The sequence below is a fragment of the Pseudohaliea sp. genome, from assembly GCF_040217025.1.
Lineage (GTDB): Bacteria > Pseudomonadota > Gammaproteobacteria > Pseudomonadales > Halieaceae > Pseudohaliea.
Genome location: NZ_JAVJOA010000012.1, coordinates 316030 through 337299, shown reverse-complemented (window position 1 = coordinate 337299; position 21270 = coordinate 316030). Strand labels below are relative to the sequence as shown.

The 21270-nt window shown below is 65.6% G+C and carries 35 protein-coding genes; 34 read left to right on the top strand and 1 reads right to left on the bottom strand.

Annotated elements, in window-relative coordinates; translation table 11 throughout:
* The 32 genes from RKE50_RS18555 to RKE50_RS18400 all read left to right on the top strand — a co-directional run.
* A partial coding sequence (locus RKE50_RS18555) for an EF-Tu C-terminal domain-related protein (RefSeq protein ID WP_502937903.1) occupies positions 1 to 150 on the top strand: 150 nt, incomplete at its 5' end.
* A gap of 192 nt (positions 151 to 342) precedes the next feature.
* Positions 343 to 585 (top strand): HP1242/YdcH family protein, encoded by a 243-nt coding sequence (locus tag RKE50_RS18550; protein WP_350039070.1) that lies wholly within the window; start codon positions 343 to 345, stop codon positions 583 to 585.
* A 9-nt stretch (positions 586 to 594) separates the two neighbouring features.
* Entirely contained in the window at positions 595 to 909 is a 315-nt protein-coding gene (locus RKE50_RS18545) for a TraR/DksA family transcriptional regulator (protein WP_350039068.1), read from the top strand.
* 128 nt (positions 910 to 1037) lie between these two features.
* On the top strand, positions 1038 to 1349 hold the full coding sequence (gene rpsJ / locus RKE50_RS18540) for a 30S ribosomal protein S10 (RefSeq protein ID WP_350039066.1): 312 nt from the start codon (positions 1038 to 1040) through the stop codon (positions 1347 to 1349).
* 130 nt (positions 1350 to 1479) lie between these two features.
* Positions 1480 to 2121 (top strand): 50S ribosomal protein L3, encoded by a 642-nt coding sequence (gene rplC, locus RKE50_RS18535; protein WP_350039064.1) that lies wholly within the window; start codon positions 1480 to 1482, stop codon positions 2119 to 2121.
* Between the two features lie 12 nt (positions 2122 to 2133).
* The gene (gene rplD, locus RKE50_RS18530; RefSeq protein WP_350039062.1) at positions 2134 to 2751 is read left to right on the top strand and encodes a 50S ribosomal protein L4; all 618 of its coding nucleotides are present in this window, start codon (positions 2134 to 2136) and stop codon (positions 2749 to 2751) included.
* Positions 2748 to 3044 carry a 50S ribosomal protein L23 gene (rplW, locus tag RKE50_RS18525; RefSeq protein ID WP_350039060.1) on the top strand — a complete coding sequence of 99 codons (297 nt, stop codon included), beginning with the start codon at positions 2748 to 2750 and terminating at the stop codon, positions 3042 to 3044. The genes rplD and rplW overlap by 4 nt, the downstream gene beginning before the upstream one ends.
* Positions 3045 to 3058: 14 nt before the next feature.
* A complete protein-coding gene (gene rplB, locus RKE50_RS18520; protein WP_350039058.1) occupies positions 3059 to 3886 on the top strand; it encodes a 50S ribosomal protein L2 in 828 nt (275 codons plus the stop codon).
* Positions 3887 to 3921: 35 nt separating this feature from the next.
* Positions 3922 to 4197 carry a 30S ribosomal protein S19 gene (gene rpsS, locus RKE50_RS18515; protein ID WP_350039056.1) on the top strand — a complete coding sequence of 92 codons (276 nt, stop codon included), beginning with the start codon at positions 3922 to 3924 and terminating at the stop codon, positions 4195 to 4197.
* A gap of 28 nt (positions 4198 to 4225) precedes the next feature.
* The gene (gene rplV / locus RKE50_RS18510; RefSeq protein ID WP_350039054.1) at positions 4226 to 4570 is read left to right on the top strand and encodes a 50S ribosomal protein L22; all 345 of its coding nucleotides are present in this window, start codon (positions 4226 to 4228) and stop codon (positions 4568 to 4570) included.
* Between the two features lie 11 nt (positions 4571 to 4581).
* Positions 4582 to 5253, top strand: a complete 672-nt coding sequence (gene rpsC, locus RKE50_RS18505) for a 30S ribosomal protein S3 (RefSeq protein ID WP_350039052.1) — start codon at positions 4582 to 4584, stop codon at positions 5251 to 5253.
* Between the two features lie 12 nt (positions 5254 to 5265).
* The gene (rplP, locus tag RKE50_RS18500) at positions 5266 to 5679 is read left to right on the top strand and encodes a 50S ribosomal protein L16 (protein WP_350039050.1); all 414 of its coding nucleotides are present in this window, start codon (positions 5266 to 5268) and stop codon (positions 5677 to 5679) included.
* On the top strand, positions 5679 to 5870 hold the full coding sequence (gene rpmC, locus RKE50_RS18495) for a 50S ribosomal protein L29 (RefSeq protein ID WP_350039048.1): 192 nt from the start codon (positions 5679 to 5681) through the stop codon (positions 5868 to 5870). Before rplP ends, rpmC begins: the two co-directional genes overlap by 1 nt.
* Before the next feature lie 2 nt (positions 5871 to 5872).
* Positions 5873 to 6139, top strand: coding sequence for a 30S ribosomal protein S17 (rpsQ, locus tag RKE50_RS18490; protein ID WP_350039046.1), 267 nt, complete (start codon positions 5873 to 5875; stop codon positions 6137 to 6139).
* Positions 6140 to 6185: 46 nt separating this feature from the next.
* Positions 6186 to 6554 carry a 50S ribosomal protein L14 gene (rplN, locus tag RKE50_RS18485; protein ID WP_350039043.1) on the top strand — a complete coding sequence of 123 codons (369 nt, stop codon included), beginning with the start codon at positions 6186 to 6188 and terminating at the stop codon, positions 6552 to 6554.
* 29 nt (positions 6555 to 6583) lie between these two features.
* Positions 6584 to 6898, top strand: coding sequence for a 50S ribosomal protein L24 (gene rplX, locus RKE50_RS18480; protein ID WP_350039041.1), 315 nt, complete (start codon positions 6584 to 6586; stop codon positions 6896 to 6898).
* Between the two features lie 24 nt (positions 6899 to 6922).
* Positions 6923 to 7462 carry a 50S ribosomal protein L5 gene (gene rplE, locus RKE50_RS18475; RefSeq protein WP_350039039.1) on the top strand — a complete coding sequence of 180 codons (540 nt, stop codon included), beginning with the start codon at positions 6923 to 6925 and terminating at the stop codon, positions 7460 to 7462.
* Between the two features lie 12 nt (positions 7463 to 7474).
* Positions 7475 to 7780, top strand: coding sequence for a 30S ribosomal protein S14 (gene rpsN / locus RKE50_RS18470; RefSeq protein ID WP_350039037.1), 306 nt, complete (start codon positions 7475 to 7477; stop codon positions 7778 to 7780).
* Positions 7781 to 7806: 26 nt separating this feature from the next.
* A complete protein-coding gene (rpsH, locus tag RKE50_RS18465) occupies positions 7807 to 8202 on the top strand; it encodes a 30S ribosomal protein S8 (protein ID WP_350039034.1) in 396 nt (131 codons plus the stop codon).
* Between the two features lie 85 nt (positions 8203 to 8287).
* On the top strand, positions 8288 to 8815 hold the full coding sequence (gene rplF / locus RKE50_RS18460) for a 50S ribosomal protein L6 (protein ID WP_350039032.1): 528 nt from the start codon (positions 8288 to 8290) through the stop codon (positions 8813 to 8815).
* A gap of 8 nt (positions 8816 to 8823) precedes the next feature.
* Positions 8824 to 9174: a 50S ribosomal protein L18 gene (gene rplR / locus RKE50_RS18455; RefSeq protein WP_350039030.1), complete on the top strand. Its 351-nt coding sequence runs from the start codon at positions 8824 to 8826 to the stop codon at positions 9172 to 9174.
* Positions 9175 to 9183: 9 nt separating this feature from the next.
* A complete protein-coding gene (gene rpsE, locus RKE50_RS18450) occupies positions 9184 to 9693 on the top strand; it encodes a 30S ribosomal protein S5 (protein ID WP_350039028.1) in 510 nt (169 codons plus the stop codon).
* 18 nt (positions 9694 to 9711) lie between these two features.
* On the top strand, positions 9712 to 9894 hold the full coding sequence (gene rpmD / locus RKE50_RS18445; RefSeq protein WP_350039026.1) for a 50S ribosomal protein L30: 183 nt from the start codon (positions 9712 to 9714) through the stop codon (positions 9892 to 9894).
* A 15-nt stretch (positions 9895 to 9909) separates the two neighbouring features.
* Positions 9910 to 10344, top strand: a complete 435-nt coding sequence (gene rplO, locus RKE50_RS18440; protein ID WP_350039080.1) for a 50S ribosomal protein L15 — start codon at positions 9910 to 9912, stop codon at positions 10342 to 10344.
* Positions 10345 to 11667 carry a preprotein translocase subunit SecY gene (secY, locus tag RKE50_RS18435; protein WP_350039024.1) on the top strand — a complete coding sequence of 441 codons (1323 nt, stop codon included), beginning with the start codon at positions 10345 to 10347 and terminating at the stop codon, positions 11665 to 11667.
* A gap of 27 nt (positions 11668 to 11694) precedes the next feature.
* Positions 11695 to 11811 carry a 50S ribosomal protein L36 gene (gene rpmJ / locus RKE50_RS18430; RefSeq protein WP_084592596.1) on the top strand — a complete coding sequence of 39 codons (117 nt, stop codon included), beginning with the start codon at positions 11695 to 11697 and terminating at the stop codon, positions 11809 to 11811.
* A gap of 159 nt (positions 11812 to 11970) precedes the next feature.
* Positions 11971 to 12327, top strand: a complete 357-nt coding sequence (rpsM, locus tag RKE50_RS18425) for a 30S ribosomal protein S13 (RefSeq protein WP_350039022.1) — start codon at positions 11971 to 11973, stop codon at positions 12325 to 12327.
* A 97-nt stretch (positions 12328 to 12424) separates the two neighbouring features.
* Complete coding sequence (gene rpsK, locus RKE50_RS18420; protein ID WP_350039020.1) at positions 12425 to 12817, top strand: 30S ribosomal protein S11; 393 nt, start codon at positions 12425 to 12427, stop codon at positions 12815 to 12817.
* A gap of 23 nt (positions 12818 to 12840) precedes the next feature.
* Positions 12841 to 13461 (top strand): 30S ribosomal protein S4, encoded by a 621-nt coding sequence (gene rpsD, locus RKE50_RS18415; protein ID WP_350039018.1) that lies wholly within the window; start codon positions 12841 to 12843, stop codon positions 13459 to 13461.
* Positions 13462 to 13516: 55 nt separating this feature from the next.
* Positions 13517 to 14521, top strand: a complete 1005-nt coding sequence (locus RKE50_RS18410; protein ID WP_350039016.1) for a DNA-directed RNA polymerase subunit alpha — start codon at positions 13517 to 13519, stop codon at positions 14519 to 14521.
* A 54-nt stretch (positions 14522 to 14575) separates the two neighbouring features.
* On the top strand, positions 14576 to 14965 hold the full coding sequence (gene rplQ, locus RKE50_RS18405) for a 50S ribosomal protein L17 (RefSeq protein ID WP_350039014.1): 390 nt from the start codon (positions 14576 to 14578) through the stop codon (positions 14963 to 14965).
* 133 nt (positions 14966 to 15098) lie between these two features.
* Positions 15099 to 15971, top strand: a complete 873-nt coding sequence (locus RKE50_RS18400; RefSeq protein WP_350039012.1) for an SMP-30/gluconolactonase/LRE family protein — start codon at positions 15099 to 15101, stop codon at positions 15969 to 15971.
* A gap of 26 nt (positions 15972 to 15997) precedes the next feature.
* On the opposite strand, the gene uvrA is transcribed toward RKE50_RS18400, so the two are convergent.
* Positions 15998 to 18901: an excinuclease ABC subunit UvrA gene (uvrA, locus tag RKE50_RS18395; protein WP_350039010.1), complete on the bottom strand. Its 2904-nt coding sequence runs from the start codon at positions 18899 to 18901 to the stop codon at positions 15998 to 16000.
* A 581-nt stretch (positions 18902 to 19482) separates the two neighbouring features.
* Here uvrA and RKE50_RS18390 point away from each other — a divergent pair.
* Both RKE50_RS18390 and ssb read left to right on the top strand, forming a co-directional pair.
* Complete coding sequence (locus RKE50_RS18390) at positions 19483 to 20688, top strand: MFS transporter (RefSeq protein WP_350039008.1); 1206 nt, start codon at positions 19483 to 19485, stop codon at positions 20686 to 20688.
* 76 nt (positions 20689 to 20764) lie between these two features.
* Positions 20765 to 21259 (top strand): single-stranded DNA-binding protein, encoded by a 495-nt coding sequence (gene ssb, locus RKE50_RS18385; protein ID WP_350039006.1) that lies wholly within the window; start codon positions 20765 to 20767, stop codon positions 21257 to 21259.
* Positions 21260 to 21270 lie beyond the last annotated feature (11 nt).

Below are 21270 nucleotides of genomic sequence, written 5' to 3'. Positions count from 1 at the left end.
GAAGGCGTCGAGATGGTGATGCCGGGCGACAACATCCAGATGTCGGTGACGCTGATTGCGCCGATCGCGATGGAAGAGGGCCTGCGCTTTGCGGTCCGCGAAGGCGGCCGCACGGTGGGTGCGGGCGTCGTCTCGAAGATCCTCGAGTAAGCGCGTCCCCGTGGGCCGCTCGCCGGCCCATGCTTCGCGGAAGGCCCGGCTCTGCCGGGCCTTTTTCGTTTCTCGCCCGGTCAATGACTTGCGTCATTGCGCCGGACAGGGCAGCTGGCCATTGTAGGAAACACCCGCCCGGGCCGGGAGGCTCGCAGCGAGCGGATCATAACGACAACCTGAGGAATCACCATGTCCGTAGAACACCACGACCTGATCCACGAGTTTCCCGAGCTCAAGGAGCGTATCCACGAGCTCAAGACAACGGACGAGCACTTCCGCGAGCGCTTCGACGAGTACCACCGGCTCACCCGCGAGATCGAGAACATGGAAAACGAGGTCACGCCGGTCTCCACCCGCACCGAGGAGGAGGCAAAGAAGCGCCGGCTGCACCTCAAGGATGAGCTCTACCGCCTGCTGACGGCGCAGAGCTGAGGAGGAACCGTGGCCTTTGAAGAAATCGAACGCGAACTGCGCAAGCGCCTGGCAGAGCTCCAGCAGCGCATGGCGAGCATCAAGCACGATGCGAGCAGGGAGTACCCCTCGGATTCCGCCGAGCAGGCCCAGGAGCGTGAGAACGACGAGGTGGTTGATGCCATCGGCCACGAGACGGCGCACGCCATTCGCGAGGTCACCGCTGCCCTGGAGCGCATCGGCGACGGCAGCTACGGCATCTGCGAGCACTGCGGCGAGTCCATCGGCGAAGGTCGGCTGAAAGTCCTGCCCCAGGCGACCCGCTGCGTGAACTGCGCGGAGTGACCATCGGGAGTGACGGGAAAGGGCAAAATACCGGTTGACAGCCCCCGGGGCGGTCACTAGACTTCGCGTTCCTTTTTCGGGGGGTTCTTAGCGAGCTCCCGGTTTTTTATTGTTTGGAGTCTGATCGCGTGCAAAACCAACGTATTCGCATTCGCCTGAAGGCCTTCGATCATCGCCTGATCGACGCGTCCACCCAGGAAATCGTGGAAACAGCCCGTCGCACCGGCGCCCAGGTCCGCGGCCCGATCCCGCTGCCGACCCGCAAGGAGCGCTACACGGTGCTGATTTCCCCGCACGTCAACAAGGATGCACGCGACCAGTACGAGATTCGCACCCACAAGCGCCTTCTGGACATCGTCGAGCCCACGGAGAAAACCGTGGATGCCCTGATGAAGCTGGACCTGGCCGCAGGAGTCGAAGTACAGATCAGTCTTGGTTAACGACAATTCGTAGCAAGACCTGCCGCGCGACCGGCCTCCAGCCGGCGCGCGGTGTGTAACGCCCGACCCCCAGCCAGGGGCCCGGGCGGCCATAGAGGGTGACAGCCCCGTACACTGTGAGGTTGGCAACATGACTATTGGCTTAGTCGGCCGGAAATCCGGCATGACGCGCGTCTTTACTGAAGACGGCGCCTCAATCCCAGTAACCGTAGTGGAGATTGCTCCAAACCGCGTTACTCAAATCAAGCAGCCCGAGAGCGATGGCTACCGGGCAGTCCAGGTCACGGCGGGAAGCCGCCGGGCCGACAAGGTGAGTAAATCGGAAGCGGGACACTACGCCAAGGCGGGTGTCGAGGCCGGCAATGGCCTGTGGGAATTCCGCCTGGCGGACGGTGATGAAGCGTTCGAGGTCGGTGCCGAACTGACCGTCGAGCGTTTCGAGGCGGGCCAGATGGTCGACGTTTCCGGCCGTTCCAAGGGCAAGGGTTTCCAGGGCGCGGTCAAGCGCTGGAACTTCCGTACCCAGGACGCCACTCACGGCAACTCCCTGTCGCATCGCGCTCCGGGCTCCATCGGCCAGTGCCAGACCCCGGGCCGCGTGTTCAAGGGCAAGAAGATGGCAGGCCACATGGGCGCCGAGAGCGTCACGGTGCAGGGCCTCGAGATCGTTCGCGTGGACGCCGAGCGCAACCTGCTGCTCATCAAGGGTTCCGTACCGGGTGCGCCCGGCGGCAGCGTCATCGTGCGGCCGGCCGTGAAGGCCGGGGCGTAAGGGGGTCAGGCAGTGGAATTGAATGTAGCAAAGCCGGGTAACGCCTCGGCGGGTACCGTTTCCGTCTCCGACGCGACCTTTGCGCGGGAGTACAACGAGTCCCTCGTGCACCAGGTGGTCACGTCCTACCTCGCCGGCGCCCGGCAGGGTACGAAAGCGCAGAAGAACCGCGCCGCGGTCAGCGGCGGCGGCAAGAAGCCGTGGCGCCAGAAGGGTACGGGCCGCGCCCGCGCCGGCACCATCCGCTCGCCCCTGTGGCGCAGCGGCGGTGTGACCTTCGCAGCGCAGCCGCAGGACCACAGCGTCAAGGTCAACCGGAAGATGTACCGCGCGGCACTGCGCGCCATCTTCTCTGAGCTGGCCCGTCAGGACCGCCTGCTCGTGGTCGAGAACATCGACGTCGAGCAGCCCAAGACCAAGCTGCTGGTCCAGCAGCTTGGCGAGTACGGCGTGGACAACGCCCTGATCGTGACGGGCGACGTCAGCGAGAACCTGTACCTCGCGGCGCGGAACCTGCACAAGGTCGACGTGCGCGACGTCGCCGGCGTCGACCCGGTCAGCCTGGTTGCCCACGAGAAGGTGATGGTCACCGTAGATGCGGTGAAGCAGTTTGAGGAGATGCTGGCATGAACCCCGAGCGCGTATTCCAGGTGCTGGCAGGCCCGCATGTCTCCGAGAAGGCGGCAATCGTGGCCGACGCGGCCAACCAGTACGTCTTCAAGGTGGCCGTGGACGCGACCAAGCCGGAAATCAGGAAGGCCGTTGAGCAGCTGTTCAAGGTCAAGGTAGAGAACGTCACCACCATGAAGGTCAAGGGCAAGACGAAGCGGAACCGCTACGGCTACAGCACCAAGCCCACCTGGAAGAAGGCGTACGTGAGCGTGCAGCCTGGCCAGGAAATTGACTTCACGACGGCGGACTAAGGAGTCGTTTCGAGATGGCAGTAAGAAAGACCAAGCCGACCTCGCCCGGTCGCCGTCACGTCGTTCGCATCGAGAGCGAGGGGCTGCACAAGGGTGCGCCCTACGCGCCGCTGCTCGAGAAGCAGTCGCGCACTGGTGGACGCAATAACAATGGCCGCATCACCACGCGGCACGTCGGCGGTGGCCACAAGCAGCACTACCGCGTCATCGATTTCAAGCGCAACAAGGACGGTATCCCTGCGCGCGTCGAGCGGATCGAGTACGACCCGAACCGCTCCGCGCACATCGCCCTGGTGCTCTTCGGTGACGGTGAGCGCCGCTACATCATTGCGCCCCGCGGCCTGGCCGCCGGCGACATGGTGCAGTCCGGCCCGAGCGCGCCGATCAAGACGGGCAACGCCCTGCCGCTGCGCAACATCCCCGTGGGCTCCGTGGTCCACGCCGTGGAGCTGAAGCCCGGCAAGGGCGCCCAGCTTGCCCGTTCCGCCGGCGCCTCCGTGCAGCTGGCCGCCCGGGAAGGCCGCTACGCCACGATCCGCCTGCGCTCCGGCGAAATGCGCCGGGTACTCGCGGACTGCCGCGCGACGATCGGTGAGGTATCGAACGCCGAGCACAGCCTGCGCAAGCTCGGCAAGGCCGGCGCTGCCCGCTGGCGCGGCGTGCGCCCGACGGTGCGCGGTGTCGCCATGAACCCGGTGGATCACCCGCATGGTGGCGGTGAAGGCCGCACCTCCGGTGGCCGCCACCCGGTGAGCCCCTGGGGTACGCCCACCAAGGGCTACAAGACCCGGAAGAACAAGCGGACCGACGACCTTATCGTGCGTCGCCGCCGCAAGAAGTAATCGGCCGCCGATAGAGACAGCGAGAGGAAAGTACTGTGCCGCGTTCATTGAAGAAAGGCCCGTTCATCGACCTGCACCTGCAGAAGAAGGTGGAGGCTGCCATCGAGAGCAACGACCGCCGGCCGATCAAGACCTGGTCGCGCCGCTCCATGGTTTCTCCGGACATGGTCGGCCTGACCATCGCCGTGCACAACGGCCGCCAGCACGTCCCGATCCTCATCAATGAGGACATGGTCGGCCACAAGCTCGGCGAGTTCGCGGTCACGCGGACCTTCAAGGGCCACATCGTCGACAAGAAGGCAAAGCGCTAGGTCGCGCGTGCCAAGCGAGGAACTGGAAATGGAAGTTGCAGCAAGGCTCAAGGGTGCGCAGATCTCGGCGCAGAAGGCCCGCCTGGTCGCCGACCAGGTGCGCGGCAAGCCCGTGGAAGAGGCCCTCAACGTGCTGGAGTTCAGCAACAAGAAGGCGGCCCAGATCGTGAGGAAGGTACTCAACTCCGCGATTGCCAATGCGGAGAACAACGAAGGTGCCGACGTGGACGAACTGAAGGTGTCCAGCATCTACGTGGATGAGGGCATGACCATGAAGCGCATCCGCGCCCGGGCCAAGGGCCGTGCGGACCGCATCTTCAAGCGCACGTGCCACATCACCGTCAAAGTCGCCGACGGCGCCAGCGAGAGTTAGGAGAAGACCAGATGGGTCAGAAAGTACATCCCACCGGCATTCGCCTGGGTATTGTCAAGGATCACACCTCCGTGTGGTACGCCGACAACAAGAACTATGCGAAGAACCTGATCACGGATCTCGAGGTTCGCTCGTACATCGAGCAGAAGCTCGACAACGCCTCCGTGAGCCGCGTGGTGATCGAGCGCCCGGCGCAGACGGCCCGGATCACCATCCACACGGCCCGCCCCGGCATCGTGATCGGCAAGAAGGGTGAGGATGTCGACGCGCTGCGGCGCGACCTGGCCGAGCGCATGGGCGTGCCCGTGCACATCAACATCGAGGAGATCCGCAAGCCGGATCTCGACGCGCGGCTCGTGGCCCAGAACGTGGCCCAGCAGCTGGAGCGTCGCGTGATGTTCCGTCGCGCGATGAAGCGCGTGGTGCAGAACGCCATGCGCCAGGGTGCCGAGGGCATCAAGGTGCAGGTCGGCGGCCGCCTGGGCGGCGCCGAGATCGCGCGCAGCGAATGGTACCGCGAGGGCCGTGTGCCCCTGCACACGCTGCGGGCGGACATCGACTACGCGACCTACGAGGCGAAGACCACCTACGGCGTCATCGGCGTCAAGGTGTGGATCTTCAAGGGTGAGGTGATTGGTACCGAAGACGGTGCCGAAGCGCCGCGCAAGACGGCAACCAACTAAGGCGTCAGGGAAATGCTTCAACCGAAACGCACCAAATTCCGCAAGACCATGAAGGGCCGCAACCGCGGCCTGGCCCACCGGGGCAGCAAGGTCAGCTTCGGCGAGTACGGCCTGAAGGCGACCGGCCGCGGCCGGATTACCGCGCGCCAGATCGAGGCGGCGCGTCGTGCCATGACGCGCCACATCAAGCGCGGCGGCAAGATCTGGATCCGTGTGTTCCCGGACAAGCCGATCACCGGCAAGCCCCTCGAGGTACGCCAGGGTAAAGGCAAGGGTAACGTCGAGTACTGGGTAGCCCAGGTCCAGCCGGGCCGGGTGCTCTACGAGGTACAGGGCGTTTCCGAGGAACTCGCGCGCGAGGCCTTCGAGCTCGCGGCGTCGAAGATTCCGGTTTCAACCACTTTCGTTAAGCGGTCGGTGATGTGATGAACGCGAAGGAACTGAAAGACAAGGCGACCGAGGAGCTGGGAAAGCAGCTGCTTGAGCTGCGCGAAGACCAGTTCAAGCTGCGCATGCAGAAGGCGACCGGGCAGCTGGGCCAGACGCACCTGCTGAAGCAGAACCAGCGCGACATCGCACGCGTCAAGACCGTGCTCCGGGAAAAGGCGGGTAACTGAACATGGCAGCAGCAGAGAAACGCACGCGGACGGCGACGGGCAAGGTCGTCAGCAACAAGATGGACAAGACGATCACGGTGCTCATCGAGCGCCGGGTGAAGCACCCCGTCTACGGCAAGTACATCACCCGTTCATCCAAGGTGCACGCCCATGACGAAGACAACCAGTGTCGCATCGGCGACCTGGTGATGGTGGCCGAGTCGCGCCCGCTGTCACGCACCAAGACCTGGAAGCTGGTCGAGGTCGTGGAGCAGGCCGCGGAGCTTTGAGCGCGGACTGAGTGAGTGCGGCGGGAGCCGCAGGCTGGAGTAGACAATGATTCAGACACAATCTTACCTGGATGTCGCGGACAACAGCGGTGCCCGTCGCGTCATGTGCATCAAGGTGCTCGGTGGCTCGAAGCGCCGCTACGCGCGCGTCGGCGATCTCATCAAGGTCACCGTCAAGGAAGCCATCCCGCGCGGCAAGGTGAAGAAGGGCCAGGTGATGACCGCGGTAGTCGTGCGCACGCGCAAGGGTGTTCGCCGTCCGGACGGGTCCATCATCCGCTTCGACGACAACGCGGCGGTACTCCTGAACAACCAGGAGGCCCCGATCGGCACGCGTATCTTTGGTCCGGTGACCCGGGAGCTGCGCGGCGAGAAGTTCATGAAGATTATTTCCCTGGCGCCCGAAGTTATCTAGGCGCGGCGCAGGAGAGAGAGGCACACAAGATGGCGAAGATCAAGCGTGACGACGAAGTGATCGTCCTGGCCGGCAAGGACAAGGGCAAGCGCGGCAAAGTCCGCAGGGTGCTCGGGGAGAATCGTCTCCTGGTGGCCGGCGTGAACATGGTCAAGAAGCACCAGCGCCCCAATCCGCAGCTGGGCGTGCAGGGCGGCATCGTCGAGCAGGAGGCACCCATCCAGGTGTCCAACGTGGCGATCTTCAACCCGGCCACGAGCAAGGCGGACCGCGTGGGCTTCAAGGTGGAAGGCGAGCGCAAGATTCGCGTTTTCAAGTCGACCGGCGAAGCCATCGACGCGTAACGCAGCGAGGAAACAATGGCAAACATGGCGACACTGCAAGAAAAGTACCGCACGGATATCGCGCCCCGGCTCAAGGAAGAACTCGGCCTGGCGAACGTGATGGAAGTGCCGCGGATCACCAAGATCACGCTGAACATGGGCGTGGGTGAAGCCGTGGGCGACAAGAAGGTTCTCGAGAACGCCCTCAGCGACATGACCAAGATCGCCGGCCAGAAGCCGGTGGTCACCCTGGCCCGCAAGTCCATCGCCGGCTTCAAGATCCGCGACGGCTGGCCGATCGGCTGCAAGGTCACGCTGCGCCGCGAGCGCATGTACGAGTTCCTCGAGCGCCTGATCAGCATCGCGATTCCGCGGGTTCGCGACTTCCGCGGCATCAGCCCGAAGTCCTTCGACGGCCGCGGCAACTTCGCCATGGGGGTCTCCGAGCAGATCATCTTCCCGGAGATCAACTACGACGAGGTGGACACGCTGCGCGGCATGGATATCACGATCACGACGACGGCTCGCACGGACGACGAGGGCCGCGCCCTCCTGCGCGCCTTCAACTTCCCGCTGAAAGGGTAAAGGGGTTTAGCTATGGCCAAGAAATCCATGATTGCGCGGGAGGTCAAGCGCGAGAAGCTGGTAGCGAAGTACGCTGCCAAGCGGGCGGCGCTGAAGGCGGTCATCCGGGATCCGAAGGCTTCCGACGAAGAGAAGTGGGAAGCGCAGACCGCGCTGCAGAAGCTGCCCCGCGACGCGAGCCCCGTGCGCAAGCAGCGCCGCTGCCAGCTCACGGGCCGGCCGCACGCGGTTTATCGCAAGTTCGGCCTGTGCCGGAACAAGCTGCGCGAGGCCGCCATGCGGGGCGATGTGCCCGGCCTGGTCAAGTCGAGCTGGTAACGGGCAGTTAACGGAGAGTAACGACGATGAGTATGCAAGATCCGCTATCCGACATGCTGACCCGCATCCGCAACGCGCAGATGGCAGGCAAGACCAGTGTCGACATGCCCGGTTCCAAGCTGAAGGCGGCCGTGGCCAAGGTCCTCGAGGAAGAGGGCTACATCGAGGGTTCGGAAAGCCGCGTGGAAGATGGCAAGTCCCGCCTGGCGCTGCGCCTGAAGTACTTCCAGGGCAAGCCGGTGATCGCCGAGATCGACCGTGTTAGCCGCCCGGGCCTGCGCAGCTATGCCGGCAAGGACGGCCTGCCGTCCGTGCGCGGTGGACTGGGTATTGCGATCGTGTCCACCTCCCGGGGTGTGATGACCGATCGCGCCGCGCGGGCAGCCGGCGTCGGTGGCGAAGTGCTCTGCACCGTATTCTGAGCACCGGATATTCGAAGCGAGCCCGGATTTTCGAAACGAGAGTGAAGAGCCCGGATTTTTGAGACTAGCTTGAGAGCAGATAGCAATGTCTAGAGTAGCAAACTACCCCGTGGCGGTGCCCGGCGGCGTCGAGGTCAAGATCGACGGCCACGACGTCACCGTCAAGGGTGCCAAGGGAACGCTGAGCCTGGCGCTGCAGGAAGGTATCAGCCTCAGCCAGAAAGACGGCTCGGTGACCCTCGCCTACGAGGGCGACGCCGTGAAGGCGATGGCCGGCACCACCCGTGCGCTCCTGGCGAACATGGTCAAGGGTGTGTCCGAGGGCTGGGAGAAGAAGCTGGTGCTGAACGGCGTCGGCTACCGGGCCAAGGCCAGCGGCAGCAGCGTCAACCTCACGGTGGGCCTGTCGCACCCGGTCGATTACGACCTGCCGGAGGGCGTGAGCGCCGAGACGCCCACGCAGACGGAGATCGTCGTCAAGGGCATCGACAAGCAGGTGGTCGGCGAAGTGGCTGCGAAGATCCGCAGCTTCCGTCCGCCGGAGCCGTACAAGGGCAAGGGCATTCGTTACGCCGACGAGTACGTGCGGCGTAAAGAAGCCAAGAAGAAGTAGGTATCGAGATGAGCATCAAGAACGAAGCAAGGCTGCGTCGCGCTCGCCGTTCCCGCGCGCGCATGCGCACCGCCGGCGTCAACCGTCTCAGCGTGCACCGTACGCCGCGGCACATCTACGCCCAGGTGTTCAATGCGACCGGCGACAAGGTGCTGGCCAGCGCGTCCACCCTGGACGAGAGTCTGCGCAGCGGTGCCACGGGTAACGTCGATGCGGCGGCAAGGGTCGGCAAGCTCGTGGCCGAGCGTGCCCGCGAGGCCGGCGTCGAAAAGGTTGCGTTCGACCGCAGCGGGTACAGGTACCACGGCCGCGTGAAGGCCCTGGCCGACGCCGCGCGGGAAGGTGGACTGGAATTCTAGGATAGCGATATGGCATTCAATAAGCAGGCAGAGCAGCAGGAAGGCGACCTCCAGGAAAAGCTGGTGCAGGTCAACCGCGTGGCCAAGGTGGTCAAGGGTGGCCGTATCTTCGGCTTCACGGCGTTGACCGTCGTCGGTGACGGCAAGGGCCGCGTTGGCTTCGGCCGCGGCAAGGCGCGGGAAGTGCCCGTTGCCATCCAGAAGGCCATGGAAGCGGCGCGCCGCAACATGATCCAGGTGGAACTGAACGGGAACACGATCCAGTACCCCGTGAAGGCCCGCCACGGCGCCTCCAAGGTCTACATGCAGCCTGCTTCGGAAGGTACCGGCGTGATCGCTGGCGGCGCAATGCGCGCCGTGCTGGAACTGGCCGGCGTTCACGACGTTCTCGCCAAGTGCTACGGCTCCACCAACCCGGTAAACGTTGTTCGCGCCACCTTCAATGGCCTGCGCGATATGACCTCCCCGGACGCGGTGGCCGCAAAGCGCGGCAAGAGCGTCGAAGAAATTCTGAACTAACGAGTGAGTCGGCGAGTCATGGCTAAAGAAACCATCAAGGTGACCCAGGTCAAGAGCATCCACGGGCGCCTGAAGGCGCACAGGGATTGCGTCCACGGCCTGGGCCTGCGCCGCATTGGTCACAGCGTAGAGGTGGAAGACACCCCGGCTGTGCGCGGCATGATCAACAAGGTCAGCTACCTGGTCAGGGTCGAGGAGTAAACGATGTCTGAAGTAATGCGCCTGAACAGCCTGAGTCCCGCGCCCGGTTCCAAGAAGGACGCGAAGCGGGTCGGCCGCGGCATCGGCAGCGGCCTCGGCAAGACCGCCGGCCGTGGCCACAAGGGCCAGAAGTCCCGCTCCGGCGGCAAGGTCAGCCCCGGTTTCGAGGGCGGCCAGATGCCGCTGCAGAAGCGGCTGCCGAAGTACGGCTTTACGTCCCGTATCTCGCGGACCACGGCACAGGTGCGCCTGGGCGAGCTGAACCGCGTCGAAGGCGAAGTCGTGGACCTGGCTGCGCTGAAGGCGGCGAACCTGGTTCGCGGCGACGTCACCCGTGCGCGGGTGTTCCTGTCCGGCGAAGTCGGCCGCGCGCTGACCGTCAAGGGCCTCGCTGTGACCAAGGGCGCGCGCGCGGCCATCGAGCAGGCAGGCGGCAAGGTCGAGGACTAGATGGCAACGAATCCCGCCAACAACAAGGCCGGGCTGGGCGAGCTTTTTGCTCGCCTTCGTTTCGTTCTGCTTGCGATTTTCGTGTACCGGGTCGGCACGCACATCCCGGTGCCCGGTATCGACCCGAACCAGCTCGCGGCGCTGTTCAACCAGAACCAGGGCACGATCCTGGGGCTGGCGAACATGTTTTCCGGGGGCGCGCTCGAGCGCATGAGCATCCTGGCCCTCGGGATCATGCCCTACATTTCGGCCTCCATCATCATGCAGCTCATGTCGGCGGTGACGCCGCAGCTCGAGCAGCTGAAGAAGGAGGGCGAGTCGGGCCGGCGCAAGATCAGCCAGTACACCCGCTACCTGACCGTGGTACTGGCGATCATCCAGGCTACCGGCATGACCGTGGGCATGGCGAACCAGGGCATGGCGTATACCTCGAGCATCCTGTTCTACGTCATCGCCATCACGTCGCTGGTTACCGGTGCCGTGTTCATGATGTGGCTGGGGGAGCAGATCACCGAGAAAGGGGTCGGCAACGGGATCTCCCTGCTGATCTTCGCGGGCATCGTCGCCGGGCTGCCGGCCGCCATCGGCCAGTCCCTCGAACAGGCGCGGCAGGGCGAGATCAACATCCTCGTGCTGCTGATGATCCTCGCCCTGGCCATGGCGGTGATCTACATGATCGTCTTCATCGAGCGCGGGCAGCGGCGTATCACCGTGAACTACGCCAAGCGCCAGCAGGGCCGGAAGATGTACCAGGCGCAGAGCTCGCACCTGCCGCTGAAGGTGAACATGGCGGGCGTGATCCCGGCGATCTTCGCCTCGAGCATCCTGCTTTTCCCGGCGTCCATCGCCCAGTGGTTCGGCAGCTCCGGCTCCGCCGACTGGCTGCAGGACCTGGCCGTGGCCATCGGCCCCGGGCAGCCGCTGAACATCCTGCTGTTCACGGTGTTCATCGTGTTCTTCTGCTTCTTCTACACGGCGCTGATGTTCAACCCGCAGGAAGTGGCCGACAACCTGAAGCGCTCCGGCGCCTTCGTACCGGGCATCCGTCCCGGTCAGCAGACGGCGAATTACATCGACGGCGTGCTCACGCGGCTGACGGTCTTCGGCTCCGCCTACATCGCCCTGGTCTGCCTGCTGCCGCAGTTCCTGGTGGTGACCTGGAACGTGCCGTTCTACCTCGGTGGGACCTCGCTGCTGATCGTGGTCGTCGTGGTCATGGACTTCATGGCCCAGGTGCAGAGCCACATGATGTCGCACCAGTACGATTCGGTCATGAAGAAGGCCAACCTGAAGAATTATGGGAGTGCCGGCCGCGTCCGCTGACGCCCGGCTGATAGAGAGAGTCGAGAGATGAAAGTTCGCGCATCCGTGAAGAAGATCTGCAGGAACTGCAAGATCGTGCGCCGCAACGGCGTGGTCCGTGTGATTTGCAGCACCGACCCGCGCCACAAGCAGCGCCAGGGCTGAGCCGCTGTCGCTGTGGATACCGGCAATAAGTGATTGATTTTTGGGTTATGAATCGCTAGAATCCTGCGCCCTTCAACCGGGGCTCGGCAGGATGGGGCGGCGTTTTCGCCGTGCGCAGACAAGCGCTAGCGCCTAGAGAAAGAATTTGGAGAAGCTTGCATGGCTCGTATCGCCGGCGTCAACGTACCGGACAACAAGCACGCGGTCATCTCGTTGACCTACATCTACGGCATCGGGCGGACCACCGCCAGGCGCCTGTGCGACCTCTGCAACGTACCGGAGTCCACCCGCATGGGTGACCTCACGGAAGAGCAGATGGACGCGCTGCGCTCGAGCATCGGCGATATGTCCGTCGAGGGTGACCTGCGCCGTGAAACGTCCATGAACATCAAGCGGCTCATGGACCTCGGCTGCAACCGCGGCCTGCGCCACCGCCGCAACCTGCCGGTCCGCGGTCAGCGCACCAAGACCAACGCGCGCACGCGCAAGGGTCCGCGCAAGCCGATCCGCCGGTAACGACAGCGGGTAGCAAAAAAATAGAGCGCCGTTCGCGGCGCATCCTTACAGTGTAGCTGCACCGCTAGTGCAGTGTTGATATTGACAGGAAGACAGCATGGCCAAGCCAGGTGCCAAGGGCACTCGAAAGAAAGTCTCGCGCACGATTGCCGATGGCATCGCGCACGTGCACGCGTCCTTCAACAACACGATCATCACCATCACGGACCGCCAGGGCAATACCCTGAGCTGGGCTACCGCCGGCGGTTCCGGTTTCCGCGGCTCGCGCAAGAGCACGCCGTTCGCCGCCCAGGTGGCCGCCGAGCGTGCCGGTGAGGCCGCCAAGGAATACGGCCTGCAGAACCTCGACGTGCAGGTGAAGGGTCCCGGCCCGGGCCGCGAGTCCGCCGTGCGCGCGTTGAACGCCTGCGGCTACAAGATCAGCAACATCACCGACGTCACGCCGATCCCGCACAACGGTTGCCGTCCGCCCAAGAAGCGCCGTGTGTAAGGATTACAGGAAGGTTTTTTATTATGGCTAGATATCTCGGTCCCAAGTGCAAGCTCTCCCGTCGCGAGGGCACTGACCTGTTCCTGAAGAGCGGCGTGCGCGCGCTGGAATCCAAGTGCAAGCCCGAGTCCGTTCCCGGTCAGCACGGCGCCCGCCGTGGCCGCCTGTCGGACTACGGCGTGCAGCTGCGCGAGAAGCAGAAGGTGCGCCGTATCTACGGTGTGCTCGAGAAGCAGTTCCGCGGCTATTACAAGGAAGCCGCCCGTCGCAAGGGTGCGACCGGTGAGAACCTGCTGCAGCTCCTGGAAAGCCGCCTCGACAACGTCGTCTACCGCATCGGTTTCGGCTCCACGCGCAGCGAAGCACGGCAGCTCGTGTCCCACAAGGCGATCCTGGTCAACGGCAAGTCGGTCAACATCCCGTCCTACCAGGTGCAGCCCGGCGACGTGGTGTCCCTGCGCGAGAAGGCCAAGAAGCAGTTGCGCGTTCAGTCCGCCCTCGCCCTGGCCGCCCAGCGCGGCGAGCCCGAGTGGATCGAGGTGAACAACGAGAAGCTGGAGGCCGTGTTCAAGGCGGCACCGGAACGCCAGGATCTGTCGACGGACATCAATGAGAACCTGATCGTGGAGCTCTACTCCAAGTAAGTCCTGGAAGTAAGCCCCGGCGAAGCAGGTCAACCAAACAGCTACAGGTGCCCCCATGCAGAGTGCAGTGACAGAATTACTGACGCCCCGCGTCATCAAAGTTGAAGAGAAGAGCAGCACCCGTGCGCAGGTGACCCTGGAGCCGCTGGAGCGCGGCTTCGGCCACACCCTGGGCAACGCCCTGCGCCGCATCCTGCTGTCTTCCATGCCCGGCTGCGCGATCACGGAAGTGGAAATCGACGGCGTGCTGCATGAGTACAGCACCATCGAGGGTGTGCAGGAAGATGTCATCGAGATCCTCCTGAACCTCAAGGAAGTGGCCCTGATCATGGCCGGCAAGGATGAAGTCGAGCTGACCCTGAGCAAGGAAGGCCCCGGTGCCGTGACGGCGGGTGATATCCAGACCGACCACGACGTCGAGATCCGCAACCCGGACCACGTCATCTGCCATATCAACGACAAGAAAACCCTGAGCATGAAGCTGACGGCCGCCCGCGGCCGCGGCTACTCCCCCGCGGATTCCCGCGAGGATCCGGAGGAGGAGACGCGCTCCATCGGCCGGCTGCAGCTGGATGCGACCTTCACGCCCATTCACCGCGTGGCCTACGTGGTCGAAGCGGCGCGGGTCGAGCAGCGCACGGACCTCGACAAGCTTGTGCTCGATCTCGAGACGAATGGCACCATCGACCCGGAAGAGGCGATCCGCCGCGCCGCGACGATCCTCCAGCAGCAGCTGGCGGTGTTCGTGGACCTGGAGAGCGAGGCGCAGTCCGAGGCCTCCGACTCCGAGGACGAGGTGGACCCGATCCTGCTGCGCCCGGTCGACGACCTGGAGCTCACAGTGCGCTCGGCCAACTGCCTGAAGGCGGAGAACATCTACTACATCGGCGACCTCGTGCAGCGCACGGAAGTCGAGCTGCTGAAGACGCCGAACCTGGGCAAGAAATCGCTCACGGAGATCAAGGACGTGCTTGCCTCGCGCGGTCTGTCCCTGGGTATGCGCCTGGACAGCTGGCCGCCGGCCAGCCTGAAGAACGACGAGCGGGTGCTCAGCGCCTGAGCCGCCCGCAGGGAAACAGCGTGCCGGGAAGGCACTGAGTAAAGGACCAGAACCATGCGTCACCGTCACAGCGGACGTCAGCTCAACCGCAACAGCTCGCACCGGAAGGCCATGTTCCGCAACATGACCGCCTCCCTGGTCGAGCACGAGCTCATCAAGACCACCCTGCCCAAGGCGAAGGAGCTGCGCGGTTACGCCGAGCCCCTGATCACGCTGGCCAAGCAGGACAGCGTCGCCAACCGCCGCCTGGCCTTCAACCGCCTGCGCGACAAGTCGGCCGTGGGCAAGCTCTTCGCGGAACTGGGCCCGCGTTACCAGGGCCGCCCCGGCGGCTACATCCGCATCCTCAAGTGCGGCTACCGCGCCGGTGACAAGGCCCCCATGGCCTACGTCGAGCTGGTCGACCGCCCGCAGGTGGAGCGCTTCGAGGAAGACGAGGACTGAGGCTCCCCGCCAGCTACGCGACGAAGAGCCGGGCCTAGCCCGGCTTTTTTTTGCCTGCTGCGGGCGTACGGCAGGCTTGCCAGCCGCGTGCGTCATTGCCAAGCTGCAGCTTTCCCGTGCAAGGAGTGCGTCCATGGCCAAGGCTGAGATCGTCGCGGAAGGGCTCTATTTCGGCGAGGGGCCGCGCTGGCACGAGGGCCGGCTCTGGTTCAGCGACTTTTACGACCGCGCCGTGCGTTCCGTCGGCCCCGACGGCGACCTGCGCACCGAGCTGCAGCTGCAGTGCCAGCCCTCGGGGCTGGGCTGGCTGCCCGATGGCTCCCTGCTGATCGTCGATATGGAAGACCACCGGCTCTTCCACCACGGCCCCGAGGGTCTCGCCGACTATGCCAGTCTCGCGCAGTACTCCCGGCATCTCGCCAACGACATGGTCGTAGCCGCCGACGGCCGCGCCTTCGTCGGCAACTTCGGCTTCGACCTCGACGCGGCCATGGCCGAGCGGGGCCCGGAGGCCGTGCTTGCCGACCACCCGGTAGCCAATCTCGTGACCGTGGCGCCCGACGGCCATGTGGACATCGCGGCTACGGACCTGAGCTTTCCCAATGGCATGGTGATCACGCCCGATGGCGGCACGCTGGTCGTCGCCGAGAGCCTGGGTCTTCGCCTCACCGCTTTCGATCTCGCTGCCGACGGCACACTCGCCAACCGCCGGGTCTGGGCGGGCCTGGAGGGGGTTGCGCCGGACGGCATCTGCCTCGATGCGGAAGGCTGCATCTGGGTCGCCAACGCCCTCGCGCCCGAGTGCGTGCGCGTCGCCGAAGGCGGCACCGTGCGCGACCGGGTCGAGACCAGCCAGAACTGCTATGCGTGCATGCTGGGCGGGGAGGACGGCCGCGACCTCTACCTGGTCACCGCACGGGACTCGAGCGCGGCCGTCGCGCGCAAGAGTCGCAGCGGCCGCATCGAGCGCTGTCGCGTGGAGGCCGCCCACGCCGGCCTACCCTAGGCGGTTTCCCCCGGAGGCAACCCGCCCTAAGCGACTTTCTTGCGGGCGCGCTTTTTCGCCGGGGCTTTCCTTCTCGCGGCGGCGTTCGCCGGGGTCTTCGGCGCCTGGATGCCAAGCATCGGCCCGAGGAACCGCCCGGTGTGGGAAGCCGGGTGGCCCGCCACCTCCTCCGGGGTGCCCGTGGCGATGATCTCGCCGCCGCCGCTGCCGCCCTCGGGCCCGAGGTCCACGAGCCAGTCGGCGGTCTTGATGACATCGAGGTTGTGCTCGATGATCACCACGGTGTTGCCGTGGTCGCGCAGCCGGTGCAGCACGGCCAGGAGCTGGCGGATGTCCTCGAAGTGCAGCCCCGTAGTCGGCTCGTCGAGGATGTAGAGCGTCCGGCCCGTGTCGCGCTTCGAGAGCTCCCGCGAGAGCTTCACCCGCTGCGCCTCGCCGCCGGATAGCGTGGTGGCAGCCTGGCCGAGGCGGATGTAGGACAGGCCCACGTCCATCAGCGTCTGCAGCTTGCGGGCGATGGCCGGCACCGGCTCGAAGAACTCGAGGGCATCTTCCACGGTCATCTCCAGCACCTCGTGGATGTTCCTGCCCTTGTAGCGGATATCCAGCGTCTCCCGGTTGTAGCGCTTGCCCTTGCACACGTCGCAGGGGACGTAGATGTCTGGCAGGAAGTGCATCTCCACCTTGGTGACGCCGTCGCCCTGGCAGGCCTCGCAGCGGCCGCCCTTGACGTTGAAGCTGAAGCGCCCCGGCTTGTAACCGCGGGAGCGCGCTTCCTGGGTGCCCGCGAAGAGCTCGCGCACCGGCGTGAAGATGCCGGTGTAGGTGGCCGGATTGGAGCGCGGCGTTCGGCCGATGGGGCTCTGGTCGATGTCGATACACTTGTCGATGTGCTCGAGGCCCTCGATGCTGTCGTGGGCCGCCGCCGTCAGGCTGGTGGCGCCGTTGAGCGCGGTGGCCGCCAGCGGGTGGAGGGTGCCGTTGACCAGCGTCGACTTGCCGGAGCCGGAGACACCGGTCACGCAGGTGAGCAGGCCCACCGGCAGTTCCAGCGTGATATCGCGGAGATTGTTGCCGCGGGCGCCGCGCACGACCACCTGCCGCGCGGGGTCGGGCTTGTTGCGCCGGGCCGGCACCTCGATGCGCCGCTCGCCGGACAGGTAGGCGCCGGTGAGCGAGCCTTCGTTGGCGACGATGGCATCGAGGGGACCCTCCGCCACGATGCGTCCGCCGTGGACGCCGGCGCCAGGGCCGATGTCGATGATGTGGTCGGCACTGCGGATGGCATCCTCGTCATGTTCCACCACGAGCACCGTGTTGCCCAGGTCGCGCAGGTGCCGGAGCGTGTTCAGCAGGCGCTCGTTGTCGCGCTGGTGCAGGCCGATGGACGGCTCGTCGAGGATGTACATGACTCCGACCAGCCCGGCGCCGATCTGCGACGCGAGGCGGATACGCTGCGCCTCGCCGCCGGAGAGCGTCTCGGCGCTGCGATCCAGCGTGAGGTAGTTCAGGCCCACGTCCACCAGGAACTGGTAGCGGGCGCGGATCTCCTTGAAGATCTTCTCGGCGATGGCGGCGTTGCGCCCGCTGAGCTCCAGTTGGTCGAAGTAGGCCGCGGCCTCGCCCACGGGCATCCCCGTAATGCTCGGCAGGGTGCGCTCGTCCACGAACACGTGCCGCGCGTCCTCGCACAGCCGGGTCCCGTGGCAGGCCGGGCAGGGCGCCGTGGACAGGAAGCGGGCGAGATCCTCGCGCACGGACTGGGACTCGGTGTCCCGGTAGCGCCGCTCCATGTTCGGCAGGATGCCCTCGAAGGGATGGGTGCGTTTGAATACGGTACCGCGGTCATTGATGTAGGCGAAGGCGATTTCCTCGTCGCCGCTGCCGTGCAGAATGATGTCGCGGTGCTTTTTCTTCAGTTTCTCGAAGGGCGTGTCGATGTCAAAGCCGTAGTGGTCGGCCAGCGACGTGAGCAGGTGGAAGTAGTAGACGTTGCGCCGGTCCCAGCCGCGGATCGCGCCCTCGGCGAGGCTCGCCTCCGGGTGCAGGATCACCCTCGACGGATCGAAGTACTGCTTGACGCCCAGGCCGTCGCACTCAGGACAGGCGCCGGCGGGGTTGTTGAAGGAGAACAGCCGGGGCTCCAGCTCATTGATGCTGTGCCCGCATTCGGGGCAGGCGAAGCGCGCGGAGAACACGACGTCCGCCACTTCGCCGTCCATGTCGCTGATGGCGGCAATACCGTCCGTGAGCCCGAGCGCGGTCTCGAAGGACTCGGCCAAGCGCAACCCGAGGTCCGGCCGCACCTTGAAGCGGTCCACGACCACCTCGATACGGTGCTTGCGGTTCTTCGCCAGCGCCGGCACGTCGTCTAGGTCGACGACCCGCCCGTCCACCCGCGCCCTCACGAAGCCCGCCGCACGCAGTTCCTCGAACACCTGCAGGTGTTCGCCCTTGCGATCCTGAACGACCGGCGCGAGCAGCATGAGCCGTCGGCCCTCGGGCATGGCCAGCACGGTGTCGACCATCTGGCTCACGGTCTGCGCCTGCAGGCTGGCGCCGTGCACGGGGCAGCGCGGCTCGCCGATGCGCGCGAACAGCAGCCGCAGGTAGTCGTAGATCTCGGTGATGGTGCCGACGGTGGAGCGCGGGTTGTGCGATGTCGACTTCTGCTCGATGGAGATGGCCGGCGACAGCCCCTCGATGTGGTCCATGTCCGGTTTTTCCATCATGGACAGGAATTGCCGCGCGTAGGTGGACAGCGACTCGACGTAGCGGCGCTGCCCCTCGGCATAGAGGGTGTCGAAGGCGAGGGAGGATTTCCCGGAGCCGGAAAGGCCGGTGATGACGACCAGCTTGTCCCGGGGGATGTCGAGGTCGATGTTCTTCAGGTTGTGGGTGCGCGCGCCGCGTACCTGGATCGTATCCATGGGGGTTCCGGATCGGGAGGCAGAAACCCGCCAGTATAGGCGGATGCCGTGTCCTGCAAAACCGCCTGTTTGCAGCGGTGCCACTGGTAGGGGCAGGGAGTGCCACTAGTCCGGGCCTGCCGCACGCGCACCCGCCCGGGACACGCTACAAGCACGTCCCTGTGCGCTCGACTGCGGCCATCCATGGCCGCAGACGGTCCCGGGCGGGTGCGCGTACGCCAGGCCCTCTGCCTTGCTACGCTGAATGCCGTTACTGTTTGCGACACCAGAGGTCGGGGCGAGGCAGCCTTTCAGGCTTTCCGCGGCGTCAGGGTGGGCGAGGGGGAGCCCCCGGCGCATTCAGGCCGCGCTTTGGCGCCAGGCGAGGGCCGGGGCTTTCCGCGAGCACTGTCCGAGTCCCGAAAATTCGCGCAGCGAATTTTGGTCGAGTTGCGCAGCGGCCGGCCCTCGCCTGGCGCCTGCGGCCGCGCCGGGGGCTCCCCCTCGCCCACCCGGGCTACGAAGCCCCATGAATAGCCCCTGTTCCAATGCCGTCACCGCATCGTGCTACCATGCGACCCGTTCAGGAGGCCCTCAGTTTGTTGACCAAGAACCCCATGACCCCGGTCGAGCGCCGTGCCGTCGGTGCGCTGGCGCTGCTTTACAGCTTCCGCATGCTCGGGCTGTTCATGGTCCTGCCGCTGCTGGCCCTCTACGCCGCCGACATGCCCGGGGGGACGCCGCTGATGATCGGCATCGCGCTGGGTGCCTATGGCTTCAGCCAGGCGCTGCTGCAGATTCCCCTGGGCTGGTTGTCGGACCGGATCGGGCGCGTGCCGGTGATTCTTGGCGGGCTGGTCGTCTTTGCCATCGGCAGCGTAGTTGCCGGTATGGCGGATACGGTCGAGGGCATCGTCCTGGGGCGCCTGCTGCAGGGCGCCGGGGCGATCGCCGGGTCGGTGATGGCGCTGGTCGCGGACATCACCACCGACGAGCAGCGCACCAAGGCGATGGCCATCGTTGGTGCGAGCATCGGCCTTTCCTTTGCCCTGTCGCTGGTCCTCGGGCCCATCATTGCCTCCTTCAGCGGGCTGCACGGGGTGTTCCTGCTGACGGCGGCGCTGGCCACGGCGGGCATTGCCATCGTGTTCTTCGGCGTGCCGCGGGGGGTGCAGAGCCGGCATCACGACGAGGTGGGAGCGCAGCCGGGCATGATCGGCAAGGTGCTGGCGGACCCGGCGCTGCGGCGCCTGGATTTCGGCGTGTTCAGCCTGCACTTCATTCTCACGGCGAGCTTCCTGGTGATCCCCTTTGCCATCGAGGACATCCTCGGCGTGGCCCGGGAGGCGCACTGGAAGGTCTACCTGCCGGTGCTGGTCGCCTCGATCCTCGGCATGCTGCCGCTGCTGCGCCTGTCGGAGCGGCACGGGCACGTGCGCGGTATGCTGCTCCTGTCCATCGCCATGCTCGTGCTGTCAGTGGCCGGTGTGACGCTGCTGGCGATCCCGGCCGTGCTCTACCTGGCGCTCTGGCTCTACTTCGTCGCCGTCAACTACCTCGAGGCCAGCCTGCCGTCGCTGGTGAGCAAGGCGGTGTTTCCCGGCGGTAAGGGCACTGCGCTCGGCGTCTACTCCACCAGCCAGTTCATCGGCGCCTTCTGCGGCGGCGCCAGCGGCGGCTGGGTGATGCAGCAGGGCGGTGTGCACGCGCTGTTCCTGCTCTGCCTGGTGCCGGGGCTGCTCTGGATCGCCAGCAGCTGGCGCCTCGTGGCCGCGCCCCGCGCACAGGAGGCCGCGGCCCGCGGCTGACCGCTTCTGCTGTCGCATTCGCCCCGGGGCGTTGCTATAGTCGCGTCTTCCCAGGCGCAAGGAGGCAGTGCGAGCCATGGCATCGCGTGGTATCAACAAGGTGATCCTCATCGGCAACCTCGGGGCCGACCCGGAGACCCGCTACATGCCCTCCGGCGGCGCCGTCACCAACGTCCGCCTCGCCACTTCCGAGCAGTGGAAAGACAAGCAGACCGGCCAGCCCCAGGAGCGTACCGAGTGGCACCGGGTGGTGTTCTTCAATCGCCTCGGCGAAATTGCCGGCGAATACCTTCGCAAGGGGTCCAAGGTGTACATCGAGGGCTCCCTGCGCACCCGCAAGTGGCAGGGCCAGGACGGCCAGGACCGCTACACGACCGAGATCGTCGCCAGCGAGATGCAGATGCTCGACAGCCGCGGCCAGATGGGCGGCGGTGGCTACGACGCGCCGGCAGACAGCTACAACCAGGCGCCGCCGCGGCAACAGCAGGGCGGTGGCCAGGCAGCGGCGGGCGCCGGCGGCGGGGACAACCCGTCTGACTTCGGTGACTTCGACGACGACATCCCGTTCTAGGTTGGAAAGGG

Coding starts and splice junctions, on each gene's coding strand:
- RKE50_RS18550 (WP_350039070.1), top strand. CDS start 343: ATGTCCGTAGAACACCACGACCTGATCCACGAGTTTCCCGAGCTCAAG.
- rplC (WP_350039064.1), top strand. CDS start 1,480: ATGACTATTGGCTTAGTCGGCCGGAAATCCGGCATGACGCGCGTCTTT.
- rplW (WP_350039060.1), top strand. CDS start 2,748: ATGAACCCCGAGCGCGTATTCCAGGTGCTGGCAGGCCCGCATGTCTCC.
- rplB (WP_350039058.1), top strand. CDS start 3,059: ATGGCAGTAAGAAAGACCAAGCCGACCTCGCCCGGTCGCCGTCACGTC.
- rplV (WP_350039054.1), top strand. CDS start 4,226: ATGGAAGTTGCAGCAAGGCTCAAGGGTGCGCAGATCTCGGCGCAGAAG.
- rpsC (WP_350039052.1), top strand. CDS start 4,582: ATGGGTCAGAAAGTACATCCCACCGGCATTCGCCTGGGTATTGTCAAG.
- rplP (WP_350039050.1), top strand. CDS start 5,266: ATGCTTCAACCGAAACGCACCAAATTCCGCAAGACCATGAAGGGCCGC.
- rpmC (WP_350039048.1), top strand. CDS start 5,679: ATGAACGCGAAGGAACTGAAAGACAAGGCGACCGAGGAGCTGGGAAAG.
- rpsQ (WP_350039046.1), top strand. CDS start 5,873: ATGGCAGCAGCAGAGAAACGCACGCGGACGGCGACGGGCAAGGTCGTC.
- rplN (WP_350039043.1), top strand. CDS start 6,186: ATGATTCAGACACAATCTTACCTGGATGTCGCGGACAACAGCGGTGCC.
- rplX (WP_350039041.1), top strand. CDS start 6,584: ATGGCGAAGATCAAGCGTGACGACGAAGTGATCGTCCTGGCCGGCAAG.
- rplE (WP_350039039.1), top strand. CDS start 6,923: ATGGCGACACTGCAAGAAAAGTACCGCACGGATATCGCGCCCCGGCTC.
- rpsN (WP_350039037.1), top strand. CDS start 7,475: ATGGCCAAGAAATCCATGATTGCGCGGGAGGTCAAGCGCGAGAAGCTG.
- rpsH (WP_350039034.1), top strand. CDS start 7,807: ATGAGTATGCAAGATCCGCTATCCGACATGCTGACCCGCATCCGCAAC.
- rplF (WP_350039032.1), top strand. CDS start 8,288: ATGTCTAGAGTAGCAAACTACCCCGTGGCGGTGCCCGGCGGCGTCGAG.
- rplR (WP_350039030.1), top strand. CDS start 8,824: ATGAGCATCAAGAACGAAGCAAGGCTGCGTCGCGCTCGCCGTTCCCGC.
- rpsE (WP_350039028.1), top strand. CDS start 9,184: ATGGCATTCAATAAGCAGGCAGAGCAGCAGGAAGGCGACCTCCAGGAA.
- rpmD (WP_350039026.1), top strand. CDS start 9,712: ATGGCTAAAGAAACCATCAAGGTGACCCAGGTCAAGAGCATCCACGGG.
- rplO (WP_350039080.1), top strand. CDS start 9,910: ATGCGCCTGAACAGCCTGAGTCCCGCGCCCGGTTCCAAGAAGGACGCG.
- secY (WP_350039024.1), top strand. CDS start 10,345: ATGGCAACGAATCCCGCCAACAACAAGGCCGGGCTGGGCGAGCTTTTT.
- rpmJ (WP_084592596.1), top strand. CDS start 11,695: ATGAAAGTTCGCGCATCCGTGAAGAAGATCTGCAGGAACTGCAAGATC.
- rpsM (WP_350039022.1), top strand. CDS start 11,971: ATGGCTCGTATCGCCGGCGTCAACGTACCGGACAACAAGCACGCGGTC.
- rpsK (WP_350039020.1), top strand. CDS start 12,425: ATGGCCAAGCCAGGTGCCAAGGGCACTCGAAAGAAAGTCTCGCGCACG.
- rpsD (WP_350039018.1), top strand. CDS start 12,841: ATGGCTAGATATCTCGGTCCCAAGTGCAAGCTCTCCCGTCGCGAGGGC.
- RKE50_RS18410 (WP_350039016.1), top strand. CDS start 13,517: ATGCAGAGTGCAGTGACAGAATTACTGACGCCCCGCGTCATCAAAGTT.
- rplQ (WP_350039014.1), top strand. CDS start 14,576: ATGCGTCACCGTCACAGCGGACGTCAGCTCAACCGCAACAGCTCGCAC.
- RKE50_RS18400 (WP_350039012.1), top strand. CDS start 15,099: ATGGCCAAGGCTGAGATCGTCGCGGAAGGGCTCTATTTCGGCGAGGGG.
- uvrA (WP_350039010.1), bottom strand. CDS start 18,901: ATGGATACGATCCAGGTACGCGGCGCGCGCACCCACAACCTGAAGAAC.
- ssb (WP_350039006.1), top strand. CDS start 20,765: ATGGCATCGCGTGGTATCAACAAGGTGATCCTCATCGGCAACCTCGGG.